Raw genomic sequence first — 18,344 nt, forward strand, 5'->3', positions numbered from 1 at the left:
CACCCCGTTCGCAGGACGTGGGTCTTGAGGGACTAAAGCACGCTACTTTCGATGGACTTCGGCACATCCGAGAGCAGCTCGTGGCCCGTTTTGGTAACCAGCACGTCATCCTCGATCCGCACGCCGCCCCAGCCGGGGAGGTAGATGCCGGGCTCGACGGTCACCACCATGCCGGGGACGAGCTCGTTGGGCATGTTGCGGCCCATCCTTGGCCCCTCGTGGATCTCGAGGCCGACGCCGTGGCCCAGGCCGTGGCCGAACTCCTTGCCGTAACCAGCCTTGGTGATGACGTTGCGGGCGGCGGCGTCGACGTCCTCGCACTTCACGCCCGGCCGGATGGCGTCGATCGCGGCGAGCTGGGCCTCCAGAACGATGCTGTAGACCTTCTGCATCTTCTTCGAAGGCTCAACGTGGAACACCATCCGCGTCAGGTCGCTGGCGTAGAGCGGCGCGAAAACGCCCCAGTCGATGAGCGTGAAGTCGTAGTCGCCCACCACGGCGTCCGTCGGCGAGGCGTGAGGCAGCGCCGCGCGGGGGCCGGCGGCGACGATCGCCGGGAAACTAAGGCACTTCCCGCCGAAACGCCGGGCTTGGTACTCGAGTTCGCGCGCCAGGTCGGCCTCGGTGGCGTCGGGTGTCCACGCCGCCCTCACGACGTTAAAGGCCCGCTTGGCGACGTAGGCGGCGTGGCGGATGGCCTCGACCTCTTCGCGGTCTTTGACGGCGCGGAGCGACTCGACGAGCCCCGCCTGACCCTCGAACCGGACGGCCGGCGCCTCTTCCTTGAGCTGCCGCAGTGAACCAGCCGTCAGCGAGTCTTCCTCGAACCCAAGGACGCCGACGGATTTCTTCTCCAGGAGCTTTGCCGTCGTTGGCAAGATGCGTTCGCCGGGCTCACGCACTAGCAGCCGCAAGCGGGGGCACTCGTCCTCTAGCTGAGTCGTGTAGCGCGGGTCGGTCACGAGGACGGCGTCGTCGCCGGTGACGAGCAGATAACTGTCGTCGCCGGTGAAGCCCGTCAGGTAAGTGACGTTATGGAAGCTGGTGACCAGCAGCGCGTCTACCTTTTGGCGCCGCAACAGCTTCCGCAGATTCGCCCGCCGCTTCTCGTGTGTCGACATACCGACCTTTGATGCTCGTGTCCCGCAGCCGCCGTCAGGAGCGACAGCCGCTTAGGCTAGAGTATCGGCCAGCCCGATTGCGTCCGGCAACCCAGTTCCGCCGGCCACCCCTCGAGTCAGCGGCGCCGACGACGCATCGCAACAAGAACTGTCGACGCTGCGAGGGCGAGGGCGGAGGGCTCGGGGATCGCCACGGCCGAGACGAGTTGAGCGAAGGCCGACGACGAGATCGATCCGCCCAAGGCCTCACGCATCAGGACGAAATCTCCGAGATCAACATTCCCATCGAGGTTGAGGTCGCCCTTCATCCAGGAGTGAACGTTCACGTCTACCGAGCTGGACAACCAGTTGTCGACCAGAATGCCGAGGTCGCCAGTAGCAACACCATTGACGATGCCGCCGGTGACTTGGCCGTCCAGATCGATATCACCCATTTTCGAAAAGGTCGTCCTAGCATCGTCGATCTGCGAAGCATAAGTCGAATAAGAGAGGTCCGAGATGCCCGTAAACCCACCGAACAAGGAAAGCACGGAGGGCTGACCGTTGCCGAAGTAAATGCCATGCATCAAACCGGCGAGCACCCACTCGTCCCCGTCCTTCCAGAAGACCGGCCCGCCGGAGTCGCCCGCCACGCCTTGCGCTTCGTCAGGGAGGCCGTTTTCGTCGAACCGAATAGCAAACCCGATTGTGTCTAAGAAACTTCCCTCCATCAGCATGTTCTGGCTGACCCTAACGACGCCGTTGGGAGTTGTTGAGCTGCGTTGATTGGTCCCCCATTGCCAAGGGGTGGGGGACACCGGCGAGTTCGTGAAGCCGAAACCGCGGTAGGACGAAGTTGGCCAGTCAGCGGGATCGTTCAGCACGGACCCCGATGAGTTGTAGTAGAACTGGCCGTTCGTGTCGTTCGCGTCGTTGAGGGTGCGTATGCGACCCTTGCCAAAGATTGTTAATTGCTCTGACGAGGTATTGGGCAGCCGGGACGCAAGCGTCAACCGTCGGATTTCGGGATCGAGTTCCTCAGGTGACAAACCGGTCGTTGTATCAACGCCGACTCGATAGAGCCGCAAGTCCGAGCTGATGTTAAGGCTGCCATTCGATGTCCTGCGTGTTGACCCGAAGGTCGACGGGTTCGCCAAATTCGTCGCTGAGCCCGGAATGATCGGAAATGTCCCTCCGGCTATTTCGACGCTCCCACTCGTCGCCGTGTCGGCGTGATAGGCGGTCAGAAATAAGTTGTCGCCGAGATAGATGCCCGTCTTGTTCGTGGGCAGGTTGTGTGATCCCGGGTCGTCCACCGGCGGCGTCGTGTTGATTAGCGCCGGCGTGCCGGCGCCGTTCCACGTCTTGACGATCAGCGCGTCGCACGGCGCAACGCCAAACGCCAGCACCGCCGCTAGCAGTGATGTAAGTCGAATCGAATAGAAGGTCGTGTGCGACAAGCTGGGGTCCTCCGTCACCGTTCCGATGGCGACGTCGATGTGCAACGGACAAGAAGCTGGCAAAGCAGGCGCCCACTCCGACACCTCCTCCGACTCGCATTCTACGCGAACTTTGCTCTTAGGGAGAATCAAATTGGTCGGTAGATTCCCGACAAATGCGAGAGATTTGGCCCAGAAAACCTTCCACACGCGTGCAATATTCCGCGATTGGCGTACGCTCCTGCCGGATGCGCCGGCAAAGGGACCCTGAGGGCCCGGCAATCCATTCCGGCTGGAAAACCTAAGACGGATCTACCGGTGGCGCCGAATACAGAATTAATGAGTGTCTGCCCGGGGCGCTAGCAGCGCTGGCGTCCGGGGTCAGGAGCATAAACCGCACGGAAGCAGGCATGATGCCCCCGATCACTTCGATAGCAAACTGGCTGCTGAGGCTGCCCCTCCTTTGGGGTGGGCTCGCTACCCTGGCGTTCTACGCGGCAATGCAGGGCGGCATGATCGGCTCGCCGATCCTCGCCCGATACTGCGCATTGCATCCGGTCGAAGTGACCTCGATGCTGCTGTTCTTCGTCGCCATGGCGGCGCTCGCGATCCGCCTGACAGCGGTGCTCGCCCACCTCGGCGCTACACGTGTCGAGCCGCTGGGCCCAACGCCCGCTGAGGGTCAGTCCGTTGGCGAGGCGCCACAACTGTTGGCGAAGCTCGATTCGCTTTCCGGACCATTGCAACGAACGCCGCTTGTTCGACGTTTGCGTGCCGCTCTAGGCTACGTCGTCAACGTCGGCTCGGGTGACACGTTAGAATCGCACCTTGAGCACCTCGCGCAAGTCGATCGAGACAAAGCCGCTGCCGGCTACACGTTGCCCAAGCTCATGCGGGCGATGCTGCCGATCGTCGGCATGCTGGGCACGATCGTCGGCATCACGATGGCGATCGCCCAGCTCTCGCCCGAGAGCCTCGAGGAGTCCCTCGACCAGGTGATGGCGTCGCTCGCCGTCGCCTTCGACACGACCGCTCAAGCGATGGTGCTGATGCTCATCACCTGGTTCGGTGTCTACGTCGTGGAAAGCACCGAAGAACGCCTACTCGACGAGGTCGATCGTGTCACGGCTAAGCAACTGATCGGCCGCTTCCAGCAATTCGGGTCGCAGAAGGACCCCAATGTCGCTGCGATCCGCCGCATGAGCGAGCAGGTGATCGAGTCGGTCGAGCAATTGACCCACAGCCAAGCGCTGACTTGGCAGATCCTCATGGACGACATGCAGGAACGCTGGCTCAACGCGACGTCCTCGGCAGGCGAGCTACTTACCACCACCCTGGCGAACGGCCTGCGGGAGGGTCTCAAAGACCACGCCACCGGCCTCACCTCGGGGGTCGAGTTGCAGCTAAACAGCTTGGCGCAATCGCTCAACAAGCAGCAGTCGCTAGTCGCAGACGCCGTCAAGACGCAGCTCGTCTCGCTCGAACGGCTCCAAAAAGAACACGCCCAGCGACTGCATGAAACCAGCGAGGTACAAACCGGACGACTCGTCACTAGCGCCGATGGCCTGCTCGGCAATCTCCGCGACGGCCTCGAGCGGATGGCCGAACTGCTCGTCGAAGCCCTGCAGAAGCACGGCGAGACGCTCACCGAGGCCGAGAACGAGCTGGCGAGCGAGAACCGCCGCCACCTCTCGGAAGTCGAAGCGGCGATGGGCGAGGCGATGGTGATCGCCGCCGATCGCCAAGAGAAACTCGTCCGCCAGAGCGAAGCGGTCCTCCGCGAAATGCAACAAGCGCTGGTCTCCGCCGCCGGCGCGACCATCGACCAACAGAAGGAACTCGTCAAACAAGGCGAGGTGCTTCTGAAGGTTGTCGATTCGACCGGGCACGTCCAGCGGCTCGAAGAGACGCTCAACCGCAACCTGTCTTCGCTCGGTCGCGCCCACAACTTCGAAGAGACGCTTATGAACCTCTCGGCGGCGATTCAGCTGCTCAGCGCCCGCGTCGGGCGTGAGTCGAGCGCCCCGAAAGCGATCACCCCCTCGCCGTCGACCGTTCAGCAGCACAAGGCCGCATGAGACGCTCCGCCCGCGGAGAGCCGTCGGCGTTTTCGCTCTTCCCGTTCCTGGCCGTGCTGCTGTGCACGATGGGATCGCTGGTCGTGCTGCTGGTCGCGATGGCGCAAATCTCACGAGAGAAGGCCGAGGTCGAAGCCGAGGCGGCCCGCGTCGCCGCTGAAGCAGCGCGCGTTGACGAAGACTCGCCCGAGCGACGCCAGCTCGAGTCGCAAATCGTCGAAGCAGCGGGCGTCCTCAGCCGACTCCGCCTCGCCAAGGCCGAGGGCCAGCAACGGCTACGACAAGAGCAACAACGGCTCTCCGACATCGAAGACCACCTGCGTCGCCTCAGCGACGAGGCGGAGGCGCTCGTCGCTGAGACCAAGGAGCTGATCGCTGTCGAGGACGAGCACTACGACGACGCGAAGATCGCCGATCAAGAGCTGGAACGGCTCAACCAACTCGCCGGCGAGATCGAAGACGAAATCGAGCAACTCAAGCACGCCGCCGCAGGGCGCGAGCGGAAGTTCGCTGTCGTGCCGCTCCGCGATGGCCGCGCCGGCACGCTCCGCCCGCCAGTCTACTACGAGTGCACCAAGACGGGGATCGTCTTGCAGCCCGAGGGCGTGCATCTCACTTGGCAAGACCTTGTCGCCAGTGATTTCAGCAGCCCCGTCAACGCGGCCGCCCGGGCCGTATCACGGTACTACGAGGAGCACCCAGAGGCCCGCGCCGCCAACGAATCGGGTCGCCCCTACCCGCTGCTGATCGTCCGTCCCGATGGCGTCCTCTCTTACTACCAAGCCCGACTGGCGCTGGAGGGGGCCGACGTCGACTACGGCTATCAACCGGTCGCCGACGATTGGGAGCTCGAGTACGGCGAGAGCAACCCCGTTCTAGCAGCCCAGGTTGAGGACGCCGTTCGAACGGCCCGTGCCGAACGCGAAGGTCTCGCCAAGGTGATCCCGCAAGTGGGGGCGGCCCTCGCCTCGGCTGAGTCGGAAGCCCGTATGGTGATCGCTCTTTCCCATGGACAATCATCCGACGCCGGAGCCGCCGATTTCGCCGGGAACACGGCTGCCGGTCGCGTCGCCACCAACCAAACGGGCATCCGCGTCCGGCCAGCAAACCCGCGTTCGAACAACCCGTTCGAAGGCCTGCGGATCGAGGGGTCGCTCCCCGGCGAGGTCGGCGGCTCGGGCTACAGCGGAGGCATGCCGGCCGCTTCGGCCTTGAGCGAAGCGCCTGTCCCAGGCGCCAAGCAGTCGCCGCTGATAACGGGCATGCCGCAAGCCACGGAAATGACGCCACCTTCGGCCCAGTCAGCTGCTGGCTCACAGAATATTGCGGTTAGCTCCACCGGGCCGGCGGGCGTCGCAGCGACGGCGGTTGAGCCATCTTCCGAAGAGGAAGCGGCGGTTGAAACGCCAGGGCAAGAGACGGGCACGGTTGCGACCGCGAAGGCCTCCGTTGGCGCACAGCCGCCACCCGAGGATAGCCGCAGCGTTCTCGCCACAACCGGTGTCGCCTCCGACCCGGCCTCGCCAAAGGAGCACGGCGAAGCCAGCGTCAATGCGGGATCGAGCAGGACTCAGGCGCCGAAAAACGCCACGGCCGGCGGTGGGGCTCAGCGACAGACGACGACGCGTGACGGCCTGCCGATGATCCGCCCGATCCGGCTTTATGTGTCGCATGACCGCGCTGTTGTGCTGTCCGATACGGTTCGAACCGTTAGCGACATGGAACGGGCGTCGGCGGGTACGCAAGCGATTCAGTTCGACGGCGCCACCACAGGTCAAATCAACGACTTGATTGCCGTGCTCAAGCAGCACGCCGACACCTGGGGTATGGCGGGCGACGGCATGTATTGGGAGCCCCGATTGGTCCTCAATGTGGCGGGCAACGGGGCCGATCGCGCAGAAGACGTGCGATGCTTGCTCGAAGCCGCGGGAGTGAAGGTCCAGGCTTACCCCGTCACGACAGCGGCTAATCCCGGCGGAGGTTCCGATGCGTCGCGCCGTTGAGAACGAAGAAGACGATATCCCCGGAGGCGATTCCTTCCTGGACATCGTCGCCAACATCGTCGGCATCCTTGTGCTGTTGGTGGTGGTTGTTGGCGTCCGCGCCGGCCGCGTCATCTTTACGCCCGAGGCTGTCGTCGCTGAGCAGGCCGAATCCACCGTAGCGCTCCAGACGAAGCTCAGCGAAATTGTCCGCCAAGCCCACGCCGAGCAGAGTGAGATCAGCGAGCTCGTGGGCAAAGTCGCCACGACCCTCGATGAAGTCGATCGACGCAACGCGATGCGGGAATCGGCCGCGCTCTACAACACCAAGCTTCGAGCGGAGCTTGATGAAGCCCGCACGTCCCTCAACGAAGGCGACCAGCGCAGCCTCGAGACACACAACGCGATCGCGCAGGCCCAACTCCGACTCGACCGGCTAACGCGCGAACAAGTCGCTCTCTCCTCGGTCGAACCGGAGCCCGACGCCGAGATTGTCGAGGTCGCCCCGACACCGATCGTCAACGGCAAGGCGGAAGAACTGATCTCGTTCCGCCTCCAAAAGGGACGGCTCGTCTATGTGCCTCTCAATGAGCTCGCGGAGGACCTCTCCAAAGGGATTCACATCCCCACCCTGATCGATCCCGCCAAGCCGGTCGTCACCCGAGAAACCATTGGGCCGATCGAAGGTTTTGTCGGCGAGGCCGAGATCGGCTGGTCGATCCGCTCCGTTGGCGGTCGGGTGGGCCCTCTCCCGGTGGTCAATATGCTCCGTTTACGTGAGGTGACGCCACTGCGGGGCGAGGACCCCGAACAAGCCTTCTCAGCAGGAGGCTACGTCAGCTCGCGCATCGAGTTGTTAGACCCGAAGTTCGTTGTGATTCAGCTCTACATCTATGCCGACAGCTTTGATTCGTCCGCAACCATCGTCAACCGGTTCCGCGAGCGCGGATTTCGCGTCGCTCAATTCCTCAAGACCGATGGCTCACCGATCGGCGTGACCTCGAGCCGCGCCCGGGGGGGGTTCTCCTCGGTGACGCAGTGACGCCCGTCACTCAGCGGCCGGCCGGCCCGCGGTCGGTTCGGACCCGCCGCCCCTGGCGTGTGTCGGTTCGAACATCGCCCGCAAGAACAGCACGCCAGCCCCGACTACAAGAAACGCGTCAGCAAGGTTGAAATTGGGCCAACGCCACTCGTCGTTGAGCTGCCAGAGAATCCAGTCGCGCACCGCATAGACCGTCTCGCCGGCGCGGGGGTCGAAGGCGGGCCAGACCTCGCCCGACAATCCAAGCCGGTCGTAGAGGTTACCCAACACGCCCGCCATCACGGCACCGAGCGACGCGGTCAGCCACCAGTCGTTGGCGGCCCGGAAGACGAACAGCCAGACCGGGATCGCGATCGCCGCGAGCACGCTGATCGCCGCGAAGACGGGCACGTGGCCAAATCCCAGGCCAAACAGCGCGCCCTCGTTGAGGCTGGTCTGGAAGCCGGCGTACCCCTCCCACAGCCAGTAGACCTGGCCCGTGAGCTTACCCGGCCACGAGAAGACGACCGCCTTGGTGACAAGGTCCGCCGCTAGCCCGACCGACGCGATCAGCGCAAAGGCGACGTAACGGTTCGGCGCCACCGGCGGCAGTGTCACGGGTTGGGTGTCCAATCCCTCGGACATCGTCGTCACTCCGTAAGAGTCGGTCAGCCGCCCTCTTGCTGCTCGGCGCAGCGGACGCACATTGCGGCGTAAGGGATCGCGTTGAGACGCGTCTTGGGGATGATGCTGTCGCACCCAACGCACTTTCCGTATTCGCCGTTCTCGATGCGGTGCAGGGCCTCGTCGATCGCTACGAGGGTGTCCTCTTCGGACTCCATAAGGCTGAGGGCGAACTCTTGCTCGTAGTTCTCGCTGCCAAGTTCGGCCATGTGGATGGGCATCGACGAATTGTTCGATTCGTTGAGCGCCACGTCCGCGATCGCCTTCACATCTCCACGCAAGCGGGCTCTCAGAACGAGCAGATTCTGCTTGAAAGCCTGCATATCAGCCTTCTTCATCGCGTTCTCCGGTCCTCGTCATCGCCTAGTTGTGAATCGTCGAGGCCCCGCTAGCCTCCGGCCGGACGGGGGTAGACTCACCAGTCTAGGCAGAGTTCGCCGACGGCGTCCATCGGTTCGCCCGAATCCCGGCCCCGTGGGAACGCCGGCGGGTTGGCGGCCTTAGCGCGTTGCTAGACGGCGACCTGGAAACTACACTTTATGTAAGTCGTTTGCAGGACAGCGGTTAGAGGACTGCCGATACCTACGAGAGAGCCCCGGCGCCCCGCGCTCGCCCCCGCTCGCCGCAACGGATACAACAGATTTAAGTCGCAGAGTCAGCGTCAGCTGCCCCTCGCCGGTCGATCACCAGTCGCCTAACCGCCAACCGCTTCCATGCCCGCTGTTCAGACCAAGACCGACCTGGCGTTCCAACAGTGCGTGATGCCCTCGTGCGGCGCCACCTACGACGTTGGCGAAGAGCGGACGAGCTGCGAGGAGTGCGGCGCGTTGCTCGACATCGCCTACGACTGGGACCGGCTCCCCGTCCCGGGTTCGCTCAAGGACTTCGAGAAGAAGTGGGCCCGCCGCAATGAGCCCCTGGAACGATCGGGCGTGTGGCGGTTCCGCGAGTTGCTGCCGTTCGCGCCGGACGACAAGATCGTCACGATCGGTGAAGGCCAGACGCCCCTCCATTCGTCGGCGGGCGTGGCGGACTACATCGGCCTCAAGCCGGGGAATGCGCTGCTGCAGTACGAGGGCATGAACCCGTCGGGCAGCTTCAAAGACAACGGCATGACCGCCGCCTTCACCCACGCCCACATGATCGGCGCCAAGCGCGCGGCGTGCGCCTCGACGGGCAACACCTCGGCGTCGCTCGCCCTGTACTGCGGCATGAGCCGGCTGATGCAGGCGGTGATCTTCATCGGCTCGGGCAAGATCAGCTACGGCAAGCTCTCGCAAGCGCTCGACTACGGCGCGCTCACGGTGCAGATCGCCGGCGACTTCGACGACGCTATGCACCGGGTGCGCCAGGTGTCGAAGCAACTCGGCATCTATCTCGTGAACAGCGTGAACCCGTTCCGGCTCGAGGGCCAGAAGACGATCATGCTGCGGGTGCTAGAGTCGCTCAACTGGGAAATCCCGGACTGGATCGTCGTCCCGGGCGGCAACCTGGGGAACTCCAGTTCTTTCGGAAAAGCCTTCCATGAGTTGAAGCAGTTAGGCCTAATCGATCGCGTCCCGCGGGTGGCGATTATTAACGCAGCCGGCGCCAACACGTTAAACGCCCTCTATAACGAGCTCGGAGTCCGCTGGAATGGCGGCGCGCCCGACGTGTCGGCCATCGACAGCTACTACGCCGAACTCGACGCCTCCGCCAAGCGCGCTGACACGATCGCCAGCGCGATCGAGATCAATCGCCCTGTAAACCTGATGAAATGCTTGCGAGCGTTGGAGTGCTGCGACGGTGTCGTCCGCGAAGCGACCGACCAGCAGATGCTCGACGCCAAGGCCCGCATCGCCGCCAACGGGCTGGGCTGCGAGCCGGCCTCGGCCGCGAGCGTCGCCGGCGCGAAGATCCTTTGCGAGCAGGGCGTCATCGATCCCGACGAGCGCGTGGTGTGCGTCTTGACGGGTCACCAACTGAAAGACCCCACCGCGACGGTCGCCTACCACTCGAGCGACCAGAACGAGTTCAACCGCGTCCTGGGGAGCCGCGGCGTGACGACCGCCGCGTTCGCCAACCGCGCGGTGCAGGTCGAGAACGAACTCGACGCGATCGTGCGGACGATTCAGCTCAACAGTTAGGCAAGCAACACAAACGCTGTCCGCGTCCGGATTCGGGTCCGCTTTTCTACCCCTCCAACCGTTGCCACAGAGCCCTCGGGCAGGGTTGAATCGAAGGATGCGCCCTTCGATGCGAATCGCTGCCCTCTTCGCCGTCTGCCTCGCCTCCGCTGCGATTGCTGGTGAGCGGCGGCTGCTCGACTCGGGCTGGCGGTTCCATCAAGGGGACGTTTCGGGCGCCGAGGGGCTTGAGTTCGACGACCGCGCTTGGCGCCGTGTTGATCTGCCGCACGACTGGAGCGTTGAGTCTTCTCCTACGAAAGACGCCATGTCCGAGGGCGGCGGCGGTTATCACATCGCCGGCGTCGGCTGGTACCGGCGCGAGCTGCCACTCGAAGCGTCGAAGCTCCGGCCGCAGCCCCCTAGCGCCGTCATCCGCCTTGAGTTCGAGGGCGTCTATCGCAACTCCGAAGTCTGGTTCAACGGCCGGCCGCTCGGCAAGCATGCCTACGGCTATACGCCGTTCTCTTTCGACGTGACCGATCGGGTCCGCTTCGACCGGCCCAACGTGATCGCCGTACGCGTCGATAACTCGGGGCAACCCAACAGCCGTTGGCATAGCGGCTCGGGCATCTACCGGCACATCTGGCTACGGACGAGCAGCGAGGTCACGGTCCCCGCGGATAGCCTGTGGGTCCGCACTAAGGAGCTGAGGACAGAGAGTGCCGCTGTCGAAGTCGCCTACGACATCGACAACGCGACCGAGCGCGATCTCGATCTGCTCGCCCACGTCACGCTGCGCGACACGAGCGGCGCCATCGTTGCCGAGACGACAGAGAGAATGGTTTCGGCCGCTGGCGAGCGGGCGCCGCAGGTGATCGGCTTCGAGGTCGCATCTCCACAAGCGTGGTCTATCGAGACGCCAACGTTCTATGCAGCCCAGATTGATTTGCTCGCTGTGTCAGAGCACGGCGAGCAAGTCTTGATCGATTCGGTCTCACAGCGCTGCGGCCTACGCACAATATCGATCGATCCCCAGCAAGGCTTGTTGCTGAATGGCGAGCGAGTGGTCCTCTTCGGCGGCAACGTCCACCACGACCACGGCCCTCTAGGCGCCGCTTCGTTCGACGATGCCGAGCGCCGCCGGGTGCGGCTGCTGAAGGCGGCGGGCTTCAACGCGGTCCGCACATCGCACAACCCGCCGTCGGAGGCGTTCCTCGACGCGTGCGACGAACGGGGCATGCTCGTTCTCGACGAGGCCTTCGACAGCTGGCGGAAGCCCAAACTCAAACACGACTACAGCGAAGATTTCGACGCCCACTGGCGCGAGGACTTGGCGGCGATGGTTCTGCGAGACCGACGCCACGCTTCGGTCTTCGCTTGGAGTATCGGCAACGAGATGTTCGAGCGCGGCGACGCCTACGCGGTGGAGCTCTCGAAAGAGATGGCGGCGTTAATCCGTGACCTCGACCAGACACGGCCCGTCACGGTCGGCGTCAACGGCCTTGGATCGCGGTCGTGGAGCGATCTCGATGCATTGTTCGCGCCGCTCGACATGGCTGGTTACAACTACGCGCCGGAGCAATACGCCCTCGATCACGAACGGCTGCCGGGGCGTGTCATGATGGGGACGGAGTCTTACGCCGACGAGGCATTCGTCCATTGGCATGAGACCACCACGCGGCCGTGGGTCGTTGGCGACTTCGTCTGGACTGCGATCGATTACCTCGGCGAAGCGGGTCTCGGCCGCGTCTTCCCGCCGGGTCAGCCGCCGAAGAAGCCCTGGGAGGCCGACATGTGGCCGTGGCGAGGCGCCGTATGCGGCGATATCGACCTTCTCGGCCATCGAAAGCCCGTCTCGCACTACCGGCAGATCGTGTGGGACCGCGGCGCCAAACTGCACGCCGCCGTCGAGCCCCCGCACGAAGGCGATTGGGGTCTAACGCCGTGGTCAGTCGAACCGTCGGAAGAATCGTGGACGTGGGAAGTGGAAGAGGGGACGCCTCTCAATGTTGTCGTCTCCTCGCGCTGGCCGAAGGTGCGTGTGCTACTCAATGGGAAGTCCGTCGGCGAAGCCGTGACGACAGAGGCCGAAGAGTTTCGCGCCACGATCGCCGTTCCCTACGAACCCGGCGAGTTAATCGTCGTTGGCTTGAAGGAAGAAGGCGCGGAGGCGGAACGCTTCAGCCTCCGCACCGCTAACACGCCACGAGCGATTAGGCTTACTCCCGACCGCACCGATGCGATCGCCGATCGGCAAAGCCTGGTCTTCATCGACGCCGATGTCGTCGATGACCACGGCGTCGTTCATCCACTGGCGGACCGAGTCGTGCGGTTCAAGGTCGAAGGCCCCGCTACGATTCAAGCGGTCGGCAACGTCGACCTGACCAATCACGGCGTCTACGCCGGCAACTCTTTCTCGACTTACCGCGGCCGCGCGCAGGTGATCGTGCGTAGCAGTGGTAAACCGGGCGCCGTGAAGGTCACCGCCGAGGCCGAGGGCGTACCCCCCGCAACGATCCAACTCGAATTCGCGCCGCCATCGGCGCCCCGCTGAGACCAACACTTCTCACAACTCTTCGCTACCCATGAAATTCGCTTCTTTGGCCGCGGTCGCCCTAGTCGCCTGCACCGCAACACTGCACGCAGCAGAGCCACTCCGCCTCGACCTCAGCGCCACGACGGGCCGGTCCGACGCGAAGACGTTCGGCTGGCAGAACTGGGAGATCGGTAGCGAGGAGGAGGCCTCGACAACTATCGGCACAGTTAAGGTCACGCTCCGCGGCGTCGGCGCGCCGCTCGAAGGCTTCTTGTACAAGCCCGGCCTCCCCAGCGGCGCGACTCTGGTCGCCGATGGCGTTCGGTGTCAGGGCGAAGCGATTGAGCTGATCATAGAAGGGTTGCCCGCCGGCCCGCACAGCCTCGCCGCGTTTCACAACGTCACCGGCGACGAGAAGCCCGCCGCTCTGCGGCTCAACGGCCCCAACGACACGGAAGCAACGGCGACCGCATCGACCAACGCCGAGACGAACAACGACGGCGCCGCGACCTATGTCAAGTTCGACGCCGCCGAAGGGGAACCCACGAAGCTCCGCCTCACCGCCGAGCAAGGTTCGCTTGTCCTCAATGCTCTGGAGATCGGCGCCGCCGATCCCGCCAAGCGCGCGGCGGCTCCTTCACCAGCCAATTGGGATGGCCACGTCGATGCTGAGTCGGGCGAAGTGATGCTCTCGTGGCGGCCCGTCAAAGGGGCGAAGTCTTATCGGCTCTACGTCGCGCACGACCGTGACCTCGCGGAAGCCAAGAGCCAAGCCAATGTCGCTGACGATTCTCAAGGTGAACTCGACAAGGCTGAGACAACCGTCTCCATTGCGGCAAGCGATAGCCTGACGAACCATGCTTGGCGCGTCGATACGGTGATGGAGGACGGCGAAGTCATCCACGGCGACGTCTGGACGTTCCGCGTCCGTCACCTCGCTTTCCCCGGCGCCGAGGGCTACGGCCGCTTCGCCCGCGGCGGCCGCGGCGGACGGGTTCTGCATGTCACTAATCTCGACGACGCGGGTCCGGGCAGTCTTCGCGATGCGGTCGAGGCCGAAGGGCCACGGACGATCGTCTTCGATGTGTCAGGCCGTATCGTGCTGAAGAGTCGGTTGATCATGCGAAACGATGAGCTCACGATCGCCGGTCAGACTGCGCCAGGCGATGGCGTTTGCCTCTCGGACTACAACCTCGGCGGCCTCGGCTGTGAGGACCTCATCGTGCGTTACATGCGAGTCCGCCCCGGCGATCCCTCGGGCAAGACGCTCGACGGCATGGGACTCGCCAGCTGCGACCACGCCATTGTCGATCACTGCTCGATCAGCTGGACGCAGGACGAGTCGTTCAGCTCGCGCGGCGCGAAGAACATCACGCTCCAGCGGACGCTGATCAGCGAGGCCCTCAACATCGCCGGCCACAAGAAGTACGAGAAGGGCAAGTCGCACGGCTTCGCGGCGAGCATCGGCGGCGACATCGGCAGCTTCCATCACAACCTGCTTGCCCACTGCGCGGGCCGCAACTGGTCGCTTGCCGGCAGCGTCGATCAAGCGAACCGCCACATGGGCCGGCTCGATATCCGCAACAACGTTGTCTTCAACTGGGATCACCGCACCACCGACGGCGGCGCCAAAGAGGTCCAGTTCGTCAATAACTACTACAAGCCCGGCCCCGCGTCGCGCGTGTTCCACGTGTTGATGCCCGAACGCAAGTGGGTAGGCGCCTTCGGTCCGCAGGACTACTACGTCAAGGGCAACGTCATGGAGGGCAAGTACGGCGCGGGCGACCGCTACGCCGGCGTGAAGGCCGACAACGGCGATCCAATCGAAGGTTTCATTTCCGACGAGCCGTTCTTCGAGCCGTATGTCGCGACCACTTCGGCCAAGAAGGCTTACCACGACGTGCTCGCCGACATCGGCTGCAATGTCCCGACGCTCGACAAGCACGACCAACGCGTCATCGAAGAGGTCCGCACGGGCAAGACGACTTACAGGGGGAGCGTCAGCGGCCTGCCGGGCCTCCCCGACACGCAAGAAGACGTCGGCGGCTGGGATGATTACCCCGAGGTCCATCGCCCCGCCGATTGGGACGCCGACGGGGACGGCATGCCCGGCGAGTGGGAAGTCTCCCACGGCCTCGACCCTGATGACGCGAGCGACGGCGCCGCGGACGCGGATGGCGATGGGTATACGAACCTTGAGGATTACCTCAACAGTCTCGTGAAGTGATAAAATGAGTCGGCGAGCCGGGAGGGTCAGCGACCGGAGTTGAAGCGGGTACCCGGGTTACTCCGGTCGCTGACGCTCCCGGCTCGCCGATAACTCCCAAAGACTATCGCACGACGATTTCCTCGCCCGACTCCGCCAGGGGCAGCCGATACGCCGCCGCCTCTTGCGAGTTGCGGACGTAGAGCCGATCGCCATCGACGACGGGGTGGTTCCACGTCTTGCCGTCGAGGGCCTGGAACTTACTGAGCTCGACGCGGCGCTCGGGCGTGGCTTCGAGCAGGACGAGCTCGCCTTGCTCGCTGACGACCAGCAGGAGGCCTGCGTCTGCGAGCAACAGCACTTGGCCTTTGCCGTAGCGGCCGCCTTTCCAGGCTTGCTTGCCGTCGGCGAGTTTGACGCAGACAAGAATCCTGCCGTCGAAACCGTAGGCGTGGTCCTCGTAAATAACGAAGTCGTTGAAGTCGGGCTTCAACGAGCGCGAAGTCCAAACCACTTCATCAACGAGCGTGCCTTCCTTTTCTTCGACGTGGATGCGTCGTGTCCCTTTGCCGAGTTCGGACGGGATGACGATGTCGGCGTCGCCGAGCACTTGCGGCTGGACGCTGCGGTGGACATCGATGGGCCAGTCGTGGCGTAAAACCAGCTCGCCGGTTGCCGGGTCGAGCAGGTCGAGGCCCGTGTTGCTGAGACTCATCACGACGCGTTTGCCGGCGACGGTCGCCAGTTGGGGGGACGTGTACGCCAGCTCGCCGGCGGGCGCGCCCCAGCGTGGCTCGCCGGTCGTCGCATCGAAGGCGAGGACGCCTTTGTCGCCGTCGCCGCCGGCGTAGACGATCACAAGCGAATCGACCACCAGTGGCGAGCCGCTAAAGCCCCACATCGGCGGCTTGCGGTCGGCCTCTTCTTGCAGGTCTCGGCGCCAGATCACCTCGCCGGTCGCCGCGTCGAGGCACGCCACGATTCCAGTGGCGCCTTGCACGAAGAGCCCGCCGTCGGCGAGCGTCGGCGTCGCCCGCGGGCCGGGGCCGCCGAGGGGGTCGTCGAAACGGCCCTCGAACGCGCGGGTCCAAATCTCTTTGCCCGAGTCGGCGTCGTAGCAGACGATGGTCTCGGCCTGGTCGCGTTGCTCTTGCGTAAAGAGCAGCTTGCCGGCGACGGCGAACGACGACCAACCCGGCCCCGCCGGCGCCTTCCAGAGCAGCTCGGGGGGCGTCTGGTCCCAGTCGGTCGCGATCGCCGGGCCGTGCTGCTTGCTGTCGCGGTCGGGGCCGCGGAAGCCGGGCCAGCGGATGTCGCCGAGAGACTCCGCCACGCTCGCCGCATCGACCTGCTTCGCCTCGCGGTCGGCGGCGTAGGCGACGATGCGCTCTTCGCTGGTTGTCGTCCACCGCCAGTCGACGCCCAACAGAAAGTTGCCCCACATGCCGTCGCTGCGCACCAGCGTCGAGGTCGCCATCCCAACAGCGCCGCAGGCGAGCACGATCATGGTGCGGCGGAATGAGGGGAGCTCGCGCGTCAAGATGGCGGCCAACGCGAAGAGGACGCCGCCGATCGGGATCGTCATCACCAGCACGCCCGGCCCGAGCATCGTCGGATGCATCACCGCGAGCGTCAGCGCGAAGGCGCCGATCATGCCGAAAAAGAGCAGCGCTCGGTCCCAGCTCTTCGTGCGGCTGAAGAGCATCCACCACAGCCCAATCAACAGGGCGCCGATCGGCGGCCCCATCGCGGCGACAATCCAGACCCACGGCGGGCCGTTGTCGTCCAAGAGCTGCGGCGCGAACCGCGTCAGCGCCATCAACACCAGCAGCACGACGACCGGCCAGGTGCGTGGCGGCGCGGCGGCAGCTTTTTCCTCAACGGGCGCGGCGGCAGGCATGGACGGGGCAGGGGGGGCGGCTTCCATGTGAAGGCTCCGGGTTCTCCACAACATACGCGGCGATCGCGCGGCTGCCTATCAGCGTTTGGCCTCGAGGCAGTTGGCGTAGCGTCGGCTGAACAGCAATTGATCAACGCTGCGCAGCGTGTTCCCGCTCACTACCCGCCGTATGGGCGGTCCCTATGCTGTGGGCATTCCCGCCGAGCCCTACGCCAGCCGCAATGCCCAACGAAGTCATCAAGCCCGCCCGCGTCTGGCCGTTCCTCCTTTGGCTAGCCGCCTTCTACACGGTTTGGCTGGTGCTGGTCTCAACGGGCGGGCGCTGGGAGGTGGTTAAAGAGCACTGGCCGATAGCGCTGGCGATGGGGTTCGGCTCGTACGTCGCCGGCTCGACGCCGATGGGGGGCGGCACGGTTGGCTTCCCGGTGCTGGTGCTGCTGTTCGATTTCCCTAGTTCACTGGGCCGGAACTTTGCGCTGGCGATCCAATCGATCGGCATGGTGTCGGCGACGATCTACCTGCTGTCGGCGCGGCGGCCGCTCGACTGGGGCGTCCTCTGGCCCGCGCTCCGCGGGATGATTGTTGGCGTGCCGCTCGGCGCGGCGGTGGTGGCGCCGGCGCTCCCCGACCTGTGGGTGAAGCTCGCTTTCGCGGTGATCTGGGCGAGCTTCGGAGTCATGCACCTCGTGAAGATGCGCGCGATCGTCGCCGCCAAGAGCGACCCCGACCTGCCCAAGCCCTACGAGCGGCCGGTAGGCTACGCCGTTGGGCTGCTCGGCGGCGTCGCTGCGGCCGTGACGGGGGTCGGCATCGACATGATACTTTACGCCGTGCTGGTGCTCCTCTACCGCAGCGACCTCAAGACCGCGGTGCCAACCTCGGTGGTGATCATGGCGGCGGCGTCGCTGCTCGGGATCGTGACCAACGCGGCCCTCGCCCAGCTGATGCCGAGCCGCTACGCGATCGACCCCGAGGTGTTCGCCAACTGGCTCGCCGCGGCGCCGATCGTGGCCCTCGGGGCGCCGATCGGGGCGCTGGTGGTCAACTTGCTTCCGCGGACCCCGACGCTGGTGATCGTCTCGCTGCTCTGCGTCGGGCAGTACGCCTGGACGGTGATTGACCAGCGGGTCACCGGGGCGCCGCTGGTGATTTCGTTCGTCGCGGTGCTGGCAATCGAGGCGGTCTTCCGCAAGCTGTACCTGTGGGGTGGCAGCTGGTCCGCCGCGGCGCCGAGTTGACCGCGGGGCCTCCAATAGGGGTAGGAAGGGGCCGCAATGAGGAAGTCGTCGG

General features: G+C 64.7%; 12 protein-coding genes. 7 read left to right on the forward strand and 5 right to left on the reverse strand.

The window, feature by feature from the left end; genetic code table 11:
- Positions 1–32: 32 nt before the first annotated feature.
- Entirely contained in the window at positions 33–1,121 is a 1,089-nt protein-coding gene (locus Spa11_RS12680; RefSeq protein ID WP_145112777.1) for a M24 family metallopeptidase, read from the reverse strand.
- Positions 1,122–1,237: 116 nt separating this feature from the next.
- Complete coding sequence (locus Spa11_RS12685; RefSeq protein ID WP_145112779.1) at positions 1,238–2,623, reverse strand: hypothetical protein; 1,386 nt, start codon at positions 2,621–2,623, stop codon at positions 1,238–1,240.
- A 326-nt stretch (positions 2,624–2,949) separates the two neighbouring features.
- Between Spa11_RS12685 and Spa11_RS12690 the strand changes: the two genes are divergently transcribed.
- The 3 genes from Spa11_RS12690 to Spa11_RS12700 are packed head-to-tail and all read left to right on the forward strand — an operon-like array spanning position 2,950 to position 7,641.
- A complete protein-coding gene (locus Spa11_RS12690) occupies positions 2,950–4,617 on the forward strand; it encodes a MotA/TolQ/ExbB proton channel family protein (RefSeq protein ID WP_145112781.1) in 1,668 nt (555 codons plus the stop codon).
- Positions 4,614–6,620, forward strand: a complete 2,007-nt coding sequence (locus Spa11_RS12695; protein WP_145112783.1) for a hypothetical protein — start codon at positions 4,614–4,616, stop codon at positions 6,618–6,620. Before Spa11_RS12690 ends, Spa11_RS12695 begins: the two co-directional genes overlap by 4 nt.
- Positions 6,604–7,641: a hypothetical protein gene (locus Spa11_RS12700; RefSeq protein ID WP_145112785.1), complete on the forward strand. Its 1,038-nt coding sequence runs from the start codon at positions 6,604–6,606 to the stop codon at positions 7,639–7,641. The genes Spa11_RS12695 and Spa11_RS12700 overlap by 17 nt, the downstream gene beginning before the upstream one ends.
- A gap of 6 nt (positions 7,642–7,647) precedes the next feature.
- Here the strand turns inward: Spa11_RS12700 and Spa11_RS12705 are convergent, their stop codons facing one another.
- Both Spa11_RS12705 and Spa11_RS12710 read right to left on the reverse strand, forming a co-directional pair.
- Positions 7,648–8,265: a signal peptidase II gene (locus Spa11_RS12705; protein ID WP_145112787.1), complete on the reverse strand. Its 618-nt coding sequence runs from the start codon at positions 8,263–8,265 to the stop codon at positions 7,648–7,650.
- Positions 8,266–8,288: 23 nt separating this feature from the next.
- A complete protein-coding gene (locus Spa11_RS12710; protein ID WP_145112789.1) occupies positions 8,289–8,642 on the reverse strand; it encodes a TraR/DksA family transcriptional regulator in 354 nt (117 codons plus the stop codon).
- A gap of 375 nt (positions 8,643–9,017) precedes the next feature.
- Between Spa11_RS12710 and thrC the strand changes: the two genes are divergently transcribed.
- The 3 genes from thrC to Spa11_RS12725 all read left to right on the forward strand — a co-directional run bounded on the left by thrC (position 9,018) and on the right by Spa11_RS12725 (position 15,175).
- Entirely contained in the window at positions 9,018–10,430 is a 1,413-nt protein-coding gene (thrC, locus tag Spa11_RS12715; RefSeq protein WP_145112791.1) for a threonine synthase, read from the forward strand.
- A gap of 109 nt (positions 10,431–10,539) precedes the next feature.
- Complete coding sequence (locus Spa11_RS12720; RefSeq protein WP_197529358.1) at positions 10,540–12,966, forward strand: glycoside hydrolase family 2 TIM barrel-domain containing protein; 2,427 nt, start codon at positions 10,540–10,542, stop codon at positions 12,964–12,966.
- A gap of 31 nt (positions 12,967–12,997) precedes the next feature.
- Positions 12,998–15,175 carry a T9SS C-terminal target domain-containing protein gene (locus tag Spa11_RS12725; RefSeq protein ID WP_145112795.1) on the forward strand — a complete coding sequence of 726 codons (2,178 nt, stop codon included), beginning with the start codon at positions 12,998–13,000 and terminating at the stop codon, positions 15,173–15,175.
- Positions 15,176–15,278: 103 nt separating this feature from the next.
- Here Spa11_RS12725 and Spa11_RS12730 read toward each other — a convergent pair whose 3' ends face one another.
- On the reverse strand, positions 15,279–17,054 hold the full coding sequence (locus Spa11_RS12730; protein WP_197529359.1) for an outer membrane protein assembly factor BamB family protein: 1,776 nt from the start codon (positions 17,052–17,054) through the stop codon (positions 15,279–15,281).
- Positions 17,055–17,275: 221 nt separating this feature from the next.
- On the opposite strand from Spa11_RS12730, the gene Spa11_RS12735 reads away from it, so the two are divergent.
- Positions 17,276–18,292, forward strand: coding sequence for a sulfite exporter TauE/SafE family protein (locus tag Spa11_RS12735; protein WP_145112799.1), 1,017 nt, complete (start codon positions 17,276–17,278; stop codon positions 18,290–18,292).
- Positions 18,293–18,344 lie beyond the last annotated feature (52 nt).

It is taken from the genome of Botrimarina mediterranea (assembly GCF_007753265.1).
Taxonomy (GTDB): Bacteria; Planctomycetota; Planctomycetia; order Pirellulales; family Lacipirellulaceae; genus Botrimarina; species Botrimarina mediterranea.

Coding starts and splice junctions, on each gene's coding strand:
- Spa11_RS12680 (WP_145112777.1), bottom strand. CDS start 1,121: ATGTCGACACACGAGAAGCGGCGGGCGAATCTGCGGAAGCTGTTGCGG.
- Spa11_RS12690 (WP_145112781.1), top strand. CDS start 2,950: ATGATGCCCCCGATCACTTCGATAGCAAACTGGCTGCTGAGGCTGCCC.
- Spa11_RS12695 (WP_145112783.1), top strand. CDS start 4,614: ATGAGACGCTCCGCCCGCGGAGAGCCGTCGGCGTTTTCGCTCTTCCCG.
- Spa11_RS12700 (WP_145112785.1), top strand. CDS start 6,604: ATGCGTCGCGCCGTTGAGAACGAAGAAGACGATATCCCCGGAGGCGAT.
- Spa11_RS12705 (WP_145112787.1), bottom strand. CDS start 8,265: ATGTCCGAGGGATTGGACACCCAACCCGTGACACTGCCGCCGGTGGCG.
- Spa11_RS12710 (WP_145112789.1), bottom strand. CDS start 8,642: ATGAAGAAGGCTGATATGCAGGCTTTCAAGCAGAATCTGCTCGTTCTG.
- thrC (WP_145112791.1), top strand. CDS start 9,018: ATGCCCGCTGTTCAGACCAAGACCGACCTGGCGTTCCAACAGTGCGTG.
- Spa11_RS12720 (WP_197529358.1), top strand. CDS start 10,540: ATGCGAATCGCTGCCCTCTTCGCCGTCTGCCTCGCCTCCGCTGCGATT.
- Spa11_RS12725 (WP_145112795.1), top strand. CDS start 12,998: ATGAAATTCGCTTCTTTGGCCGCGGTCGCCCTAGTCGCCTGCACCGCA.
- Spa11_RS12730 (WP_197529359.1), bottom strand. CDS start 17,054: ATGCCTGCCGCCGCGCCCGTTGAGGAAAAAGCTGCCGCCGCGCCGCCA.
- Spa11_RS12735 (WP_145112799.1), top strand. CDS start 17,276: ATGCCCAACGAAGTCATCAAGCCCGCCCGCGTCTGGCCGTTCCTCCTT.